Source organism: Mesorhizobium huakuii (genome assembly GCF_030160235.1).
GTDB classification, from domain to species: domain Bacteria; phylum Pseudomonadota; class Alphaproteobacteria; order Rhizobiales; family Rhizobiaceae; genus Mesorhizobium; species Mesorhizobium huakuii.
The window spans coordinates 90800-107008 of record NZ_BSNY01000021.1; the positions used below are offsets into that span (position 1 = coordinate 90800).

Below are 16209 nucleotides of genomic sequence, written 5' to 3' on the forward strand. Positions count from 1 at the left end.
CGAAAACCGTCGCCGAGAGACAAGTGAATGCAAGCCGTAAAGATTACCTGAACCAAGCAATACAGGGCCTGGACAAGCAAACAGAGCAAATCCGTTGCGAATTTGCATCAATCAACAATTGGCCACGCCAGATGCCGGACTGCAAGCAAGCCCGGCTTTTGCCGACTGACTGGTTCAGGACATAGCCTCACCGAATGGTCCGCATCATGGCTTTCAACAGCGTGCCGAAACTTCCCCGACACCAATCTTGACCAGAAGACCAACCCTTGCGGCCAAGACAAGAAAACCCGAAACAGACAGCTTGCCGTGCGAATTGGCGCACGTTCAAAAAGCGGCCGTTGCCGACTTCTTCTGATCGCAATCCCGGGTGTCGACGAACAGGGCAGCAGTGCCGGGTCGTGTCCGGGAGGCAATGACAACCCAACCTTCGTGCCGCGGCTGGACCAGCCCCATTTGGTTGTCAGCCAGCCAGCGCTGTAGCAGGTTGCGCCAACCGGAAATCGATTCCGATTTCCGGACCCATAGGCTACGGTCGCACAGACATCAGGAGGCCCATCATGTTCCAGACCTTCGATTCCGCCGGCGACCCCTCGGTTGGCAAGCCGCGCGTGGCGCTGCTGCGCCAGTGGCTGGCCGCCAATGGCCTCGACGGTTTCATCGTCCCGCGCGCGGACGAGCATCAGGGCGAATATGTCGCCGATCGTTCTGCGCGGCTGAAATGGCTGACCGGCTTCAGCGGCTCGGCCGGCGTCGCCATCGTGCTGCGCGACCGCGCCTTCATCTTCGTCGACGGGCGCTATACGTTGCAGGTGCGCAGCGAGGTCGATCTCGACATCTTTTCGGTCGAAAGCCTGGTCGACAACCCGCCCGCCGTCTGGCTCAAGGACAATATCGGCAAGGGCGCGCGGCTGGGCTTCGATCCATGGCTGCACACGATCGGTGAGGTCAAGGCGCTGCAGGCCTCGGCCGAAAAGACCGGCGCCGTGCTGGTGCCGCTCGAGAAAAACCCGGTCGACATCATCTGGAAGGACCAGCCCGCGGCGCCGGTGACGCCGGTCGAGCTGCACCCGATCGGCTTTGCCGGCGAACTCGCCAAGGACAAGCTGGCGCGGCTGGCGACGGCGATCGGCAAGGATAGCGCCACCCATGTGGTGCTGACCGACCCCTCCTCCATCGCCTGGGCCTTCAACATCCGGGGCGGCGACGTGCCGCACACGCCGCTGGCGCTCGGCTTCGCCATCCTCGCCGCCGACGGATCGCATCAGTTGTTCATGGACAAGCGCAAATTCTCGCGTCAGGTCGCGGCCTATCTCACGCAGCTTGCCGATCCGCACGAGCCCGGCGAATTCGAGGCGGCGATCGCAGCGCTTGCCAAGGACGGCGCCAAGATCGCGCTCGACCCGGTGCTGGCCGCCGACCGGCTGCGCATGCTGGTCGAGGACAATGGCGGCACGGTGGTTGCCGCACCCGATCCTGCCCGCATCCCGCGTGCCACCAAGAACCAGGCCGAGATCAACGGCTCGCGCGCCGCGCATCGCCGAGACGGTGCGGCGGTGGCCAAGCTTCTGTGCTGGCTGGAGCGGCAGAAACCCGGCTCGCTTGACGAGATTGCGGTCGTCACCAGGCTGGAGGAGAGCCGCCGGCAGACCGGCGAGGAAACGCAAATGCCGCTGCGCGACGTGTCCTTCGACACCATTTCCGGCGCCGGCCCGAACGGCGCCATCATGCATTACCGCGTGTCGCGCGCCACCAGCCGCAAGCTGCAGGCGGGCGAGTTGTTCCTGCTCGATTCCGGCGCGCAGTATCAGGACGGCACCACCGATATCACCCGCACAGTGCCGATCGGCCAGCCGACCGAGGAGATGCGCGAACGCTTCACGCTGGTGTTGAAAGGCATGATCGGCATTTCAACGCTGCGCTTCCCAGCCGGCACGCGCGGCTCGGAGATCGACGCCATCGCCCGCATGGCGCTGTGGAAGCATGGTTGCGATTTCGCCCATGGCACCGGCCATGGCGTCGGCTCATATCTCGCGGTGCATGAAGGTCCGCAGCGCATTGCCCGCACCGGCACCGAAAAGCTGCTCGAAGGCATGATGCTGTCCAACGAGCCCGGCTACTACAAGGAAGGCGCCTACGGCATCCGCATCGAGAACCTCATCCTGGTGACGCCGGCCGAGCAGATCGAGGGCGGCGACATCGCCATGCACGGCTTCGAGACGCTGACGCTCGCCCCGATCGACATCAGGCTGGTGCGATCAGACCTTTTGACGCGCGAGGAGCTGCATTGGCTCGACACCTATCACGCCCGGGTTCTGGCCGAGATCGGACCGATGCTCGACGGCGAAACCCTGGCCTGGCTGGAAAAGGCGACGGCACCGCTGCCGCACGACGCGAAGATTTGATGCCGTAGATATTCAGCTTGGAAGGCTGACGCTGCCCTTATCCGACGAACTGCCGCGCCAGGATCAGCACCGCAGCCCCGGCCAAGAACATCGACATCAGCCCGCCGCGCAGCGACACCGCTGCGGTGACGACCAATGCCGCCCATTCCGCCGGTCCGGCATTCAGCAGCTCCGGCGCCACCAGCGTCGTCAGCACCGCCGCAGGCACGGCGTTGAGGCCGGCCTCCACGCGCGGGTGGATGTTCTCGAAGCGGGAGATGACCAGATGCCCGCCGATGCGCGTGAGATAGGTGGCGACCGCGCCGGCGATGATGATCCAGAAAGTCGTGCTCATGGCCTCGTCTCCACGCCGCTATGGTGCGGTGGCAGGATGACGGCGAGCAGCACGCCGGCAATGGCGCCGATCGAGACATGCCAGGGCGAGCCGACCGTCTTGTAGGCGACGATCGAGGCGCACGCACTGGCGATAACCACCGGCAGCCACAGAGGCCGCTTGCGGAAGCCCATGACGAGGCCGAGGAAATAGATCGGCAACAGGAAATCGATGCCCAGCGCATGCGTGTCGGGGATGAGCTTGCCGAACACCGCACCCAGCCCGCTTTCGATCACCCAGAACACATAGACCGGCAGGCCAAGCCCCAGATACCAGGCGAAGCCGACCGTCCGGCCGGACGCCGCCCTCGCCTCCGCCACTGCGAACTGCGGATCGGTGAGGATGAAATAGCCGAGCGCCTGTTGGATGACAGGCCAGTGCGCGATGCGCCGGCCGATGCCGGCGGAGTAGAGCACGTGGCGGAAGTTGACGGCGAAGATCGACAGCACGATCAGCCACGGCGCGACATGCTGGCCGAACAGCTGGATACCGACCATCTGGCTGGCGCCGCCATAGACCAGCGCACTCATCAGGAAGGCTTCGAGGACCGAGAACCCGTTGTCGACGGCGAGCGCCCCGAACAGCACGGCGAACGGCGCCGACGCCACCACGACAGGCATGGAGAGCCGCACGCCTTGCCAGAAGTCGCTTCTGCCGCCGCTCTCGGAAATTACGTCCGTCGCCATCGATCGCTCCAGGGTCGAAACCGTCGATGTAGGTAGTGCAGCCCGCCTTGTCACACGAATTCGCTTGAGCCAAACGATCAGCGGAAATGATCGTTGCGGGGCTCGAGATGGAACTTAGTCCTTCGCGATTTTGCCCTCGATCGCCCTGCCCCAGTCGAGCAGCGGCTTGGCGCGCATGGTGAAATCGACGAGTTCCTCGACCAGCTCCGGCCCGTGGATGCCGGCCGGATCGATGGAGTGGCGGACGGCAAAATGCCGGTTGCGGATGGCGGCCACGAGGTCCTTGTCCGTGACATGCTCGAAGCCGCGCGGCGTGCGTTTCATGGCGTCTTCGGCGCTCAGCTCGAGGCCGTTCTTCTTCAACGCCTTCACCATGGCGCGAAACCTGTCTGGCCATGTCTCGATGGCGCGCCGCATCGCCAGCAACAGCGCGGCCTCCGGCTGCCACCAGGCGACGCCTGCAAAGCAGCCCTCAAGCCCGATATGGATGTAGAACACGCCCTGCACCGCCTTGCTGCCATCGGGCGACAGGATCGCCGAGACATGCCGGTTGTAGGGCCGTTTGTCCTTGGCGAAGCGCACGTCGCGATTGATGCGAAACAGTGACTTCTTGCGGTCGCCGCGCAAACCGAGCCCCGCTTCTGAAAAGCGCTGTGTCAGCGTGTCGACGAGATCGCCAAGGGGATCGCGCAGTTCCTGTTCGAACAGCTCGCGGTTCTCCAGAAACCACTCCCGGCTCTGGTGGAAATCCAGCGCCTTGAGGAATGGAATGGCCTTTGGACCGAAGCCTTTGAACGCGGTCACGCCTTGCCGACCCGTTGCAGCCAGGTGTCCTCGTCGATGACTTCGACGCCGAGTTCGCCGGCAAGCTTGAGCTTGGAGCCGGCGCCGGGTCCGGCCACCAGCAGATCGGTCTTGGCTGAAACCGACCCGGCCACCTTGGCGCCGAGCCGTTCGGCCATCGCCTTGGCTTCCGAGCGCGTCATCTTCTCCAGCGTGCCGGTGAAGACGATGGTCTTGCCGGCGACCTCGCTGTCGGCCGAGACGGTGACGACATAGGGCTTCGGCTTGACCTGTTCGAGCAGTTTGTCGAGCACATCGTCATTGCGCTCATTGCCGAAGAAATCGCGCAGCGCATCGATCACCGTGTCACCGATGCCGTTGACCGAGGGGAAGACGGTGTGCGGATCCTCCGCCGCCGCCGTTTCCTTGCCGACGCGGATCAGCTCCTCGATGGTGGAGAATGTCTTGGCGAGCACAGCCGCCGTCGTCTCGCCGATATGGCGGATGCCGAGCGCGAAGATGAAGCGGTCGAGTTCCGGCTCGCGGCGCGAATCGATGGCCGCGAACAGCTTGTCGAGGCCCTCATAGTTGCGATCCTCGACACTGCGCACATTCTTGCGCGTCTTGCCGGACGCCGCCTCGCGCTGCCTGGCCTGCTCCTCGCGCCGCTCGGCCAGCGCCTTTGTGACGGCGGGGCGGCGGTCCCTCAGCGTAAAAATATCGGCGGCCGTCTTGATCAGCCCGGCATTGAAGAAGGTGTCGATATTTTCGGCGCCCAGCCCCTCGATATCGAGGGCGCCGCGCGACACGAAATGGCGAAGCCCCTCCACAGCTTGGGCTGGGCAGATCAGTTCGCCGGTGCAGCGCCGGCGGGAATCTTCCTTGCCGGTCTTCTCGTTGATCTCGCGCGTCGCCGGCGAGCCGCAGACCGGACAGGTATGCGGGAATTCGTAAGGCACGGCATCGGCCGGACGCTTGTCGATGACGACACTGACGATCTGCGGAATGACGTCGCCTGCCCGCTGGATCACCACCGTGTCGCCGATGCGCACGTCGATGCCGTCACGGATCGGCAGGCCGTTGCTATCGAACCCCTTGATGTAATCCTCATTGTGCAGCGTGACGTTCTCGACCACGACGCCGCCGACAGTTACGGGCGCAAGCCTTGCAACCGGCGCCAGCGTGCCGGTGCGGCCGACCTGGATGTCGATCTTCTGCACGGTCGTCATTGCCTGCTCGGCCGGGAATTTGTGGGCAATCGCCCAGCGCGGCTCACCGGTGACGAAACCCCAGCGGCGCTGCAGTTCCAGCTGGTCGACCTTGTAGACCACCCCATCGATGTCATAGCCGAGCGAGGAGCGCTGCTCCTCGATCAGATGGTAGTGCGCGACCAGTTCCTCGACCGACTTCGCACGCACCATCAAAGGGCTGATCTTGAATCCCCAGGCGGCGAATTTTTGCACCGATTCGTACTGGGTCGGCGCCGGATCCGCAGTCGTGAAGCCCCAGGCATAGGCGAAGAATTTGAGATTGCGGCTGGCGGTGACGGAGGCGTCCTTCTGGCGCAGCGAGCCTGCCGCCGTGTTGCGCGGATTGACGTAATCCTGGCCGCCGGCCGCCGCCGAGCGCGCCTTCAGCGCCTCGAACTCCGCATAGGTCATGTAGACCTCGCCGCGTATCTCGATGACATCCGGCCAGCCCGAGCCTTTCAGCTTCGCGGGAATATCGGCGATGGTCCTGAGATTGGCGGTGATGTCCTCGCCGACGGCGCCGTCGCCGCGCGTCGCACCCTGCACGAACACGCCCTTCTCATAGCGCAGCGAGGCCGACAGCCCGTCGATCTTCGGTTCGGCGGTGAAGGCGATATCGAGGTCCTTGTCGCGATCGAAGAAGCGGCGGCCGCGCTCGATGAAATCAGCAACGTCCTCGTCCGTATAGGCCTTGGCGAGGCTGAGCATCGGCACGGCATGGCGCACTTTGGCGAAACCTTCCGCCGGCGGCGCGCCGACCCTGCGCGACGGCGAATCCTCGCGCACCAGGCCGGGAAAACGCTCCTCGATGGCAAGGTTGCGCCGCGTCAGCGCATCATAGGCGGCGTCCGAGATTGTCGGCGCGTCCTCGGTATGGTAGCGCCGATCGTGCTCGGCGATCTCCTGCGCCAAGCGTTTCAGCTCGGCTTCAGCCTCGCTTTCGCTGAGCGAATCGACAGGTTTTTCAGCCATGCTTTTCTCCCCCGAACGGTGGCGCGCCACAATAGAGCATGATCCCGAAATGTGGGAACCGGTTTTCGGAAAAGATCATTCCTGAACAGCAGGATGGAGCCATATCCTGACTCGCTGCCATATCCTGCCCACTGGATAGTCTTATGCCGCGTTTGTATTCTCGCGCAGCAGCCTTTCGGCGGCGGCGCGTGCCTCGTCGGTGATCGTGGCGCCGGCCAGCATGCGGGCGATCTCTTCCTGCCGAGCGGTCCTGTCCATCTCGGCAATGCCGGTCGCAACACGGTCGGTGCTGCCCGATTTTGAGATCAGGAAATGCGTTGCCGCGCGCGCCGCGACCTGCGGCGCATGGGTGACCGACAGCACCTGCACGCGCTTCGACAGCCGCGCCAGCCTTTGGCCGATGGCGTCCGCCACGGCGCCGCCCACGCCGGTGTCGATTTCGTCGAAGACCAGCGTCGGCGCCGAGCCACGGTCGGCCAGCGCCACCTTCAGCGCCAAAAGGAAGCGTGACAGCTCGCCGCCGGAGGCCACCTTCATCATCGGGCCGGGCCGCGTTCCGGGATTGGTGCGCACCCAGAACTCGATCTGGTCGATGCCCTCTTCCATGCGGGTCTCGGCCTCGCTCTTCATCTCGACGATGAAGGCGGCGCGTTCGAGCTTCAGCGCCGGCAATTCGGCCATCACGGCCTTGGTCAGGCCAACGGCCGCCGCGTGGCGAAGCGAGGAAAGCTGCGCGGCGGCGATGTCATAGGCCTCGCGTGCCGCCGCGGCCTGCTTTTCCAGCCCGTGCAGGCGTTCCTCGCCGGCGTCGAGATCGGCGAGATCGGCAACCATCGTGTCGCGCAGCTGCGCCAGATCGTCGACGGCGACGCTATGCTTGCGCGAGGCGGCGCGCAGCGAAAACAGCCGCTCCTCTGCTTTCTCCAGCCGCTGCGGGTCATACTCCGTGGCACGAAGTGCCGCCTCGACACCGGATTGCGCCGCGTCGAGCGACAGCATGGCTTCGTCCAGCGACTTGACCACGTCCTCGAGCAGGCCGGGCGCCTCCGTCGCCTTGCGCTGCAGCCGCCTCAGCAGGCTGGCGAGCTGCGGCAAGGGCGAGGACGGGCCGGACAGCACGTCCTGGGAATCATGGATTTCGGAAGCGATCTTCTCCGCGCGCATCATATGGGCGCGCAATTCGGCAAGTTCCGTTTCCTCGCCGGGCTGCGGATCGAGCTTGGTCAGTTCCGCCACCGCGGCACGCAGATAGTCGGCCTCGCGCGCCGCCGCCGCCACCTTGGCGCGGTGGCGCGTAAGCTCCTGCTCGCAGGCGCGCCAGTGGCGCCACGCCTCGCCGGTCGAGCGAACCGCGCCGAGATGGCCGCCGAAAGCGTCGAGCACGTCGCGGTGGGCGCCCGGGTCGACCAAGGCGCGCTCGTCATGCTGGCCGTGGATCTCGACCAAAGCGCGCCCGACATCGCGCATCAGGGTCACGCTGGATGGCTGGTCGTTGACGAACACGCGGGTACGACCGTCCGCCGTCTGCACGCGGCGCAGGATGATGTCGCCGTCATCCTCGATGGCGTTTTCGACGAGCAGCGCGCGCACCGGGTGGTTGCGCGGCACATCGAACACGGCAATGACCTGGCCCTGTGCCGCGCCATGGCGCACCAGAGAGGCGTCGCCGCGCGCGCCGAGCGCCAGCGACAAGGCATCGAGCAGGATGGATTTGCCGGCACCGGTTTCACCCGTCAGCACGGAAAGGCCCGGCTGGAAGTCGATATCCAGCTTCTCGATCAGGACGATATCGCGGATCGACAGTCTGGAAAGCATCAGAACCCGGACCTCAGGCAATTCCAGGAAAAGTGCGTAGCGTTTTTCCCATCGGAATTGCGTAGAACAAAAAGTTGGGACGGCTCAGCGCTTCAATCAAACCACTGAACCGCCGTGGAGCGGTGCGCGACCGATTGGAGTCGCAGCGCCGCACTATCTTTTTGTTTCAGCATCGGATCAATCCGAAAAGCGGCCACGCACGCTTGCGCCTGACAAGATCAGGCGCCGGTGATCAGCTTCCCGGCCTTGGAAATCCACGATCCGGCATTCTCGCGCGGCGAAAGCCCGTTGCTCTGCAGGAGCTTGTAGGAATCCTTGTACCACGGGCTGTCGGGATAGTTGGTGCCGAGCACCGCGGCGGCCGTCTGGGCTTCCGAGGTCAGCCCCATGGCGTAATAAGTTTCGGTGAGGCGTGCCAACGCTTCCTCGACATGACGCGTGTTGGAATAGTTCTCCACCACGGTGCGGAAGCGCTTGACGGCGGCGATGTACTCGCGGCGCTCCAGATAGTAGCGGCCGATCTGCATTTCCTTGCCGGCGAGCTGGTCGTTGGCGAAGCGGATCTTCTCCTTGGCGTCGTCGACATATTCCGACGTCGGCCAGCGCGTGACCAGATCCTGCATCGTCTGCAGCGTCTGGCGTGCTTCCTTCTGATCCTGCGTCACGTCCTTGATCTGGCGATAGTAGCTCAGGCCGATAATGTACTGCGCGTAAGGCGCGTCGTCGGTGGACGGATAAAGCGCCAGATAGCGCTTGGCCGACGAGATCGCCTCGTCGTAGCTGCCCTTTCGATAGTCGGCGAAAGCGCCCATCACCATCGATTTGCGGGCCCATTCCGAATAGGGATGCTGGCGGTCGACGGCGTCGAACTTCTTGCTCGCCTCATCGAGGCGGCCGGCATTCATATTGGCGAGACCCTGGTTGTAGAGGACGTCGGCCGGCTCGGTCTGGTCGACATATTTCGACAGGTCGATATCTTTCTCCGACGACATGCAGGCCGACAGAAAGAGCGATGGAACAACCAGCGACAGCGCCAGGAGAACAGACCGCTTGGGCGCTTTCGATTGACCGACTCGCATGAACAACATGATTGGATTGCGCCCTTTCGGCGTTATTTTAGTGCCTCTTGCATGCTGTTGTCCCAAAACTGGTCCCCACTTTTGAGCGACATGCACTAATCGACGGCAGAAGCCATAAACCATAACCGCCTTGCCCGGCAACGCTATCTCCGGGCAATGGCGCATTTTTGTGGCGGCAAGGCGGCGCTAGGGTATCCCCATGATTTCGCCGACCGATGATGCATTCCTGCAACAGTTAGCACCCCGCCACAGGGCGCCAAAACGTTGCGGAGTTCAGATCATCCAGGGTGCGTAGAGCGGCGCATTGACGGCGCTCATCTCTGCCGCGCGGCCGCGCTCGCGGCGTGTCGTCTCGACGATCTCGAAGGCCGTGCGGTCCGACAGCAGGCGCCGCAGCGCCGCTGCGTTCAGCCTGTGGCCGCCGCGATAGGAGCGGAAACAGCCGATGAAGCGAGCTCCGGCCAGAGCCAGATCGCCCATGGCGTCGAGCGTCTTGTGGCGCACGAATTCGTTGGGGTAACGCAGGCCGCCCATGTTGATGACGCGGTTGTCGTCACCGATCACCAGCGAATTTTCCAGCGAGGATCCCAGCGCATAGCCGGCCGCCCACAGCCGCTCGACATCCTTCATGAAGCCGAAGGTGCGGGCACGCGCAATGTCGCGGCGGAAGATGTCGGCATTGATGTCCGACGCAAAGAGCTGGCGGCCGATGGCCGGGCTTTCGAAATCGATCTCGACCTCGAAGCGGGTGCCGTCATAGGGCCTGAACTCCGCCCAGGAAGCGCCGTTCTCGATGCGAACCGGCTTGACGACCCTGATATAGCGCCGCTTGACCGGCAGCGTCTCGATGCCCGCCTGGTCGATGGCCTCCACGAAGGCCATGGCGCTGCCATCGAGGATGGGAACCTCGTGGCCGTCGATCTCGATGAGAACATTGTCGATGCCGAGTCCGAACAGCGCGGCCATGATGTGCTCGACCGTGGCGATATGCTCGCCCGAGGGATCGCCAAGCATGGTGCACAGATCGGTGGCGCCGATCTCCGAAAACAGCGCGCGGAACTCGCGGCCCTGCCCTTCGCCATTGATGAGCTGGAACACGATGCCGGTGTCGGCATCCGCCGGCAGGAAACTGACAGAAACTTCTTTGCCGCTGTGAACGCCGGTGCCTGTAAGCGACGCGCGCGTCTTCACTGTCGTCTGGTAGTCGTGCAAGACAATCCCCATAAGCCCGATATGCCTAAGTCCGCTTCTCCAGCCCGAGGGCGCGGCTCTTGTTAAATCGGCAGGCAGGGCCACTTCCCCGAAATCCCGGCAGACCGACTATGGTAGGCAGCGAAGATAATGTCCCGCCAGGGAGACTCCAAATCACGGTTTCTTACCCTCTGTAACCGCGGACCGGAGCAAGCTTCACATCGTAACTAGTTGATTCCAAAGCACTTAAAACGTTAACAGGCAAGCAATTCCTTGCTTGCCTGTTAACAATTGTTACAGTCCGTTAACCGCTCAGTTGGCCTGGCGGCGCAGGAACGCCGGAATCTCCAGCTGATCGTCGTCCTGAGTCGCCCGGGTCTGCGGCGTCAGGCGGCCCTGGTCGTCCAGCTGGCCGCGGCGCGGCGCGTAGAGCTGGGCGTCCTGGCTGGCGAGACGGCGCACTTCGGGGGCGGCCTGGCGCAGCTTGGGCTCGCGCGGTTGCGCCGGCTGCAGCCTTGCAGGCTCCTCCTCGCGGCGGGTCAGGCCATTGGTCAGGCGCTTCAACAGGCCCATCGGGCCGCTGTTGTTCTCGTGGTCCACCGGACGGCTCTTGGCATCGACCTCGGCCTTCACCACCGGCGGAAAGTCCTCGACGCGCGGCATGCGCTGCGGCGCCATCGCCACCGGCTGCTGGACCTCACGCAGCATTTCGCGCGGCTGCGGGGCCGGCTGCATCTGCTGGACGACCGGCTGCGGCATCGGCTGCTGCGGCGGCGCCTGGAAGATCTTGCTCTGCGGGCGGAAATCGTCCGCATGGGCGACAGGAGCCGGACGGGCCTGCGCCATGGCGGCGGCGTTCGCCTCGGCGAGCTGGATGGCCTCGGCGACCGGGTCCGCGGCGCGCGGTTCATAGACGGGCTGCTGGACCGGTGCCGGGCGGCTCTCCACGGCGGCCACGGCCGGACGGGCGGCCGGCTTCGGCGGTGCCGTACGGATGGAGATCGGCGCCGCGGCGATTTCAGCGGCCGATTTGTCGATGCCGGTAGCGACCACCGAGACGCGGATGACGCCTTCGAGTTCCTCGTCGAAGGTGGCGCCGAGGATGATGTTGGCGTCCTGATCGACTTCCTCGCGGATACGGGTCGCCGCTTCGTCGACCTCGAACAGGGTCAGGTCGCGGCCGCCGGTGATCGAGATCAGCAGGCCCTTGGCCCCCTTCATCGAGGTCTCGTCGAGCAGCGGGTTGGCGATCGCCGCTTCGGCGGCGGCCATTGCGCGGCCCTCGCCCGAAGCCTCGCCTGTGCCCATCATCGCCTTGCCCATCTCGCGCATGACCGAACGCACGTCAGCGAAGTCGAGGTTGATCAGGCCTTCCTTGACCATCAGGTCGGTGATGCAGGCGACACCGGAATAGAGCACCTGGTCGGCCATGGCGAAGGCGTCGGCGAAGGTGGTCTTGTCATTGGCCAGCCGGAACAGGTTCTGGTTGGGGATGACGATGAGGGTGTCGACGCACTTCTGCAGTTCCTCGATGCCCAAATCGGCCGTCTTCATGCGGCGCTGGCCTTCGAAGTGGAACGGCTTGGTGACGACGCCGACGGTGAGGATGCCCTTCTCGCGCGCGGCGCGGGCAACGACCGGAGCAGCACCCGTGCCGGTGCCGCCGCCCATGCCGGCGGTGACGAAGCACATATGGGTGTTGGACAGGTGATCGATGATCTCGTCGATGCACTCTTCCGCCGCCGCGCGGCCGACTTCAGGCTGCGAGCCGGCGCCGAGGCCCTCGGTGACATGCGCGCCGAGCTGGATCAGCCGGTCGGCCTTCGACATGGTCAGCGCCTGCGCGTCGGTGTTGGCCACGACGAACTCGACACCGCGCAGACCCGCGGTGATCATGTTGTTCACGGCATTGCCGCCGCCGCCGCCGACACCGAACACGGTGATGCGCGGCTTAAGCTCGGTGATGTCCGGCTTTTGCAGATTGATGGTCATTGTCTCCGTCCTTTGCCTTTCACGCCGCTTCGCCGCCGCGGCCGCCTATGGGGCTGTCCCCGTCAATTAGAAACTGTCTCTCAACCACTGACTCATGCGATGCAGTTTTCCACCCGTTCCGGTCATCCTGAGACCGGAAATGCCTTTTGCAGGATGGCTCTCGAAACTCGCCATCTGCGGATAGATCAGAAGCCCGACGGCGGCCGAGAAGGCCGGCCCCTTTGCCGCTTCGGGCAGGCCCGCCACGCCGAGCGGGCGGCCGATGCGCACGTTGCGCCCCAGGATGCGGCGCGCCGCCTCCGGCAGGCCGGCCAGCTGGCTGGCGCCGCCGGTGAGCACGACGCGCTTGCCGACCGCGTTGCCGTAGCCGGACTTGTTCAGCCGGTCGCGCAGCAATTCGAGTGTCTCGTCGATGCGGGCGCGCACGATGCGCGTCATCACCGAACGCGGGATCTGCAGCGGCACGTCGCCATCGTCGCCGATCGGCTGGATCGAGACCAGGTCGCGGTCGTCCGCGCTGCCCGGCAGCGCCGAACCATGCATCACCTTCAGCCGCTCGGCGGCGTCGAGCGAGGTCGAGAGCCCCTTGGCCATGTCGAGCGTGACGTGGTTGCCGCCGATCGCGATCGCATCGCCATGGACGAACTTGCCTTCCGAAAACACCGAGATCGTCGTCGTGCCACCGCCCATGTCGATGCAGGCGGCGCCCAGCTCCAGCTCGTCGTCGACCAGAGCCGCCAGTCCGCTGGCATAGGGCGTCGCCACCATGCGCTCGACCGACAAATGCGAACGGTTGATGGAGAGTTCGAGGTTGCGCATGGGTGCTGCGTCACCCGTCAGCACATGCATGTCGACGCCAAGCGCATCGCCGACCATGCCGCGCGGATCGCGCACGCCGCGCTCGGCATCGAGCGAGAAGCCGACCGGCAGCGAATGGATCACCTCGCGCTCGGCCTTGAGCGCCTGCTTGGCGCCGGCGCCGAGCACGCGCTTGATGTCGGCCTCGTCTGCCTCGTGGCCGCCAAGGTTGATGGTCGCCGAGAAGCTCTCGCTCTTTAGCCGGCCGGCGGTCATGTTGACGATGAGCGAATCGACCGTCAGCCCCGCCATGCGCTCGGCGGCGTCGACGGACAGGCGGATGGCATGCTCGGCCCGGTCGAGATCGACGACCACGCCCGACTTCACGCCCTGCGACTTCTGATGGCCGATGCCGATCACCTGGATCCGGTGCGAGCGGCCGCGCAACAGCTTGCCGTCATCATTCGGCTTGAGCTTGGCCACCATGCAGCAGACCTTGTTCGAGCCGACATCCAGCACTGTCAGAGTGCCGGACCGGCGCGACGAGGCATCGCCTGAACCGCCAAGCCAGCTCATATTTTCTTCTCCGAGGTGCGCTTGAGGGTCTTCGGCTTCTCGTTGAGCGCGGCCTCGCGCTGCGTCGCCGCTTCGGGCGCCAGTTCCACGACCAGCCGGTCGGTCAGGCGCATGTCGACAGCAGCGATGTCGCGCGACAAAAGCCCCTTGTCCTTATCCATCTTGACCAGTTCGGCGAGCGCCTGGTCTTCCTCGTCCTCGGGCAGCTTGACGGTGATGCCGTTGTCCAGCTTCAGGTCCCAGCGCCGGTCGCCAACGCGGATATAGCCTTTCACGCGGGTCGCCAGGTCGGGGTATTTTTCGACCTTGGCCAGGAAGTCAGGCGCCTTGGCCGGCGCGCCCTCGCCGATCAGCAGCGGCAGCAGCACCTGCTTGCCGCCGGAGAACGGCGCTATGACCGCGCCATCCTTCTCGATGACCGAGAGATCATTGCCCTGCTGCCAGAGCGCGAAAGCCTCGCGCTCCTCGACGCGCACTTCCAGCGTATGCGGATAGACCTTGCGCACCGCCGCCATTTCGATCCACGGCAGGCCGGAGATGCGCTCGCGCGCGGCCTCGGCGTCGAAGCCGATCAGCGAGGTCCAGCCGTCGAGTTCGAGCCTGTCGAGAATGTCGATCTCGGAGGTCTGGCGGTTGCCGACCACCTTGACCTGATCGACGGCAAAGCCGGTGCGGGCGGTGATGCTCTGGATGATGCCGTCGGCATGGCCACCGAGATAGGCACCATAGGCGCCGCTTGAAGCGAGCAGCACCGCCGACATCATCGCGGCGGAGAAGCGCGGCGCCTCGAATTCACCATCGCCCAGGCGCGCCAGGATGCGCACCGGGCGGCGAAGCACGCGCGGCAGCACGAAATGGCCTGATGACAACGACAAGCCGAACAGCGACGGCCCGGCCGCGCCCTTCCCCTTGCCTTGCCCCCATTTCAACGCAGACACGAAGCGTCCTCCACCATCCAACTCAACAACTCACCAAACGAATGCCCGGCATGGGCCGCGATTTCAGGCACCAGAGACGTCGGCGTCATGCCCGGCTGAGTGTTGACCTCGAGCCATACAACTTCGCCATTTTCGGAGTGACGATCGTCATAACGGAAGTCCGACCGGGAAACGCCCCGACAGCCGACAGCTTGGTGAGCCTTGAGCGCCAGTGTCTGTATTTTTTGGTAAATATTCGGTGAAACTTTTGCGGGGCATTCGTGTTTTGATCCGCCCGCGACATATTTTGAATCGTAATCGTAGAAGGAATGGCCGGTCGGGATGATCTCGCAGACGCCGAGCGCCACATCGCCCATGACGGCGCAGGTCAGCTCGCGCCCGTGGATGTAGCGCTCGACCATGACGGTATCGCCATATTTCCATTCGGACGACCCGACGACCTGTGGCGGATGCGACTGTCCTTCCGACACAATGACGACGCCGAAGCTCGACCCCTCGTTGACCGGCTTGATCACATAGGGCGGCTTCATCGGGTGCTTGTTCTGGATGGCGAAGCGATTGGCGACCTTCGATTCGGCGACGGGAACGCCGACCGTTTTGACGATCTTCTTCGCCTGCTCCTTGTTCATGGCGAGCGCCGAGGCGAGCACGCCGGAATGGGTATAGGGAATGCCGAGATATTCGAGGATGCCCTGAATGGTGCCATCCTCGCCGAACGGGCCGTGCAGCGCATTGAAGGCGACGTCAGGCTTGAGCTCGGCAAGCACCGAACCGACATCGCGCCCGACATCGACGCGGGTGACCTGATAACCCTCACTCTCCAGCGCATCGGCACAGGCCTTTCCGGAGGACAGGGACACGGGCCGCTCGGACGAAAAACCTCCCAGCAGGACGGCCACATGCTTGCTTTTCATTCCCCGTCATCCCCTCTCACGGCGGACCAAAAACCAAGATTTCCGCAACATTGAGTCCGAGTCTCCCGGCAGGTTGCCCCCCAGACGGAAAACGCGGGTAACGCGTCGAACGACTCAAATCAGGAAACGCTTTTGAGCAGAGAATCAGAGAGTTGATTCACTGGCAAGTGCTTATGATTCCGAGAGATTCACTTTCTGAGAAAATGGCTGCGAAAACCGTGCCGGTGAGTCCCTGGAGCAACGGTTTTGCGCGTTCCGGGATCGCGTGGAAGTTCATGCATCACATGAACTTCATGAACAGCGAAGGTGCGTTGAGATTCAGGTCAGGCCGAGTCGAAAACGATGGCCTTCGAGAACCGGAGCGGACATTCGGGTCCGTGAGCACCGGAAGCGGAGAAGGCCGTCGTTTACAGGCCGGCATCACCTGAATATCAGCGTAG

General features: G+C 64.2%; 12 protein-coding genes. 1 reads left to right on the plus strand and 11 read right to left on the minus strand.

The features are described from left to right. Window positions 1-557 precede the first annotated feature (557 nt). On the plus strand, window positions 558-2402 hold the full coding sequence (locus QQK95_RS10675) for an aminopeptidase P family protein (protein ID WP_284272042.1): 1845 nt from the start codon (window positions 558-560) through the stop codon (window positions 2400-2402). Window positions 2403-2439: 37 nt separating this feature from the next. On the opposite strand, the gene QQK95_RS10680 is transcribed toward QQK95_RS10675, so the two are convergent. The 11 genes from QQK95_RS10680 to QQK95_RS10730 all read right to left on the minus strand — a co-directional run bounded on the left by QQK95_RS10680 (window position 2440) and on the right by QQK95_RS10730 (window position 15769). Continuing rightward, window positions 2440-2736, minus strand: a complete 297-nt coding sequence (locus QQK95_RS10680; RefSeq protein WP_284272044.1) for an AzlD family protein — start codon at window positions 2734-2736, stop codon at window positions 2440-2442. After that, entirely contained in the window at window positions 2733-3461 is a 729-nt protein-coding gene (locus QQK95_RS10685) for an AzlC family ABC transporter permease (protein WP_284272045.1), read from the minus strand. The genes QQK95_RS10680 and QQK95_RS10685 overlap by 4 nt, the downstream gene beginning before the upstream one ends. A 114-nt stretch (window positions 3462-3575) precedes the next feature. Next, the gene (locus QQK95_RS10690) at window positions 3576-4265 is read right to left on the minus strand and encodes a DUF2461 domain-containing protein (RefSeq protein ID WP_284272047.1); all 690 of its coding nucleotides are present in this window, start codon (window positions 4263-4265) and stop codon (window positions 3576-3578) included. After that, window positions 4262-6466: an NAD-dependent DNA ligase LigA gene (gene ligA / locus QQK95_RS10695; protein ID WP_284272049.1), complete on the minus strand. Its 2205-nt coding sequence runs from the start codon at window positions 6464-6466 to the stop codon at window positions 4262-4264. The genes QQK95_RS10690 and ligA overlap by 4 nt, the downstream gene beginning before the upstream one ends. A 141-nt stretch (window positions 6467-6607) precedes the next feature. Beyond that, window positions 6608-8281 carry a DNA repair protein RecN gene (gene recN / locus QQK95_RS10700; RefSeq protein WP_284272050.1) on the minus strand — a complete coding sequence of 558 codons (1674 nt, stop codon included), beginning with the start codon at window positions 8279-8281 and terminating at the stop codon, window positions 6608-6610. Window positions 8282-8499: 218 nt separating this feature from the next. Next, window positions 8500-9369, minus strand: a complete 870-nt coding sequence (locus QQK95_RS10705; RefSeq protein WP_284272052.1) for an outer membrane protein assembly factor BamD — start codon at window positions 9367-9369, stop codon at window positions 8500-8502. A 264-nt stretch (window positions 9370-9633) separates the two neighbouring features. Then, window positions 9634-10584, minus strand: a complete 951-nt coding sequence (lpxC, locus tag QQK95_RS10710; RefSeq protein WP_284272055.1) for a UDP-3-O-acyl-N-acetylglucosamine deacetylase — start codon at window positions 10582-10584, stop codon at window positions 9634-9636. Between the two features lie 279 nt (window positions 10585-10863). Further along, window positions 10864-12543, minus strand: coding sequence for a cell division protein FtsZ (gene ftsZ, locus QQK95_RS10715; RefSeq protein ID WP_284272057.1), 1680 nt, complete (start codon window positions 12541-12543; stop codon window positions 10864-10866). A 66-nt stretch (window positions 12544-12609) separates the two neighbouring features. After that, complete coding sequence (gene ftsA / locus QQK95_RS10720) at window positions 12610-13917, minus strand: cell division protein FtsA (RefSeq protein ID WP_064988167.1); 1308 nt, start codon at window positions 13915-13917, stop codon at window positions 12610-12612. After that, on the minus strand, window positions 13914-14855 hold the full coding sequence (locus QQK95_RS10725) for a cell division protein FtsQ/DivIB (protein ID WP_284272062.1): 942 nt from the start codon (window positions 14853-14855) through the stop codon (window positions 13914-13916). The genes ftsA and QQK95_RS10725 overlap by 4 nt, the downstream gene beginning before the upstream one ends. After that, the gene (locus QQK95_RS10730) at window positions 14843-15769 is read right to left on the minus strand and encodes a D-alanine--D-alanine ligase (RefSeq protein WP_284272064.1); all 927 of its coding nucleotides are present in this window, start codon (window positions 15767-15769) and stop codon (window positions 14843-14845) included. The genes QQK95_RS10725 and QQK95_RS10730 overlap by 13 nt, the downstream gene beginning before the upstream one ends. Between the last annotated feature and the right edge of the window lie 440 nt (window positions 15770-16209).

Coding starts and splice junctions, on each gene's coding strand:
- QQK95_RS10675 (WP_284272042.1), top strand. CDS start 558: ATGTTCCAGACCTTCGATTCCGCCGGCGACCCCTCGGTTGGCAAGCCG.
- QQK95_RS10680 (WP_284272044.1), bottom strand. CDS start 2,736: ATGAGCACGACTTTCTGGATCATCATCGCCGGCGCGGTCGCCACCTAT.
- QQK95_RS10685 (WP_284272045.1), bottom strand. CDS start 3,461: ATGGCGACGGACGTAATTTCCGAGAGCGGCGGCAGAAGCGACTTCTGG.
- ligA (WP_284272049.1), bottom strand. CDS start 6,466: ATGGCTGAAAAACCTGTCGATTCGCTCAGCGAAAGCGAGGCTGAAGCC.
- recN (WP_284272050.1), bottom strand. CDS start 8,281: ATGCTTTCCAGACTGTCGATCCGCGATATCGTCCTGATCGAGAAGCTG.
- QQK95_RS10705 (WP_284272052.1), bottom strand. CDS start 9,369: ATGTTGTTCATGCGAGTCGGTCAATCGAAAGCGCCCAAGCGGTCTGTT.
- lpxC (WP_284272055.1), bottom strand. CDS start 10,584: ATGGGGATTGTCTTGCACGACTACCAGACGACAGTGAAGACGCGCGCG.
- ftsZ (WP_284272057.1), bottom strand. CDS start 12,543: ATGACCATCAATCTGCAAAAGCCGGACATCACCGAGCTTAAGCCGCGC.
- ftsA (WP_064988167.1), bottom strand. CDS start 13,917: ATGAGCTGGCTTGGCGGTTCAGGCGATGCCTCGTCGCGCCGGTCCGGC.
- QQK95_RS10730 (WP_284272064.1), bottom strand. CDS start 15,769: ATGAAAAGCAAGCATGTGGCCGTCCTGCTGGGAGGTTTTTCGTCCGAG.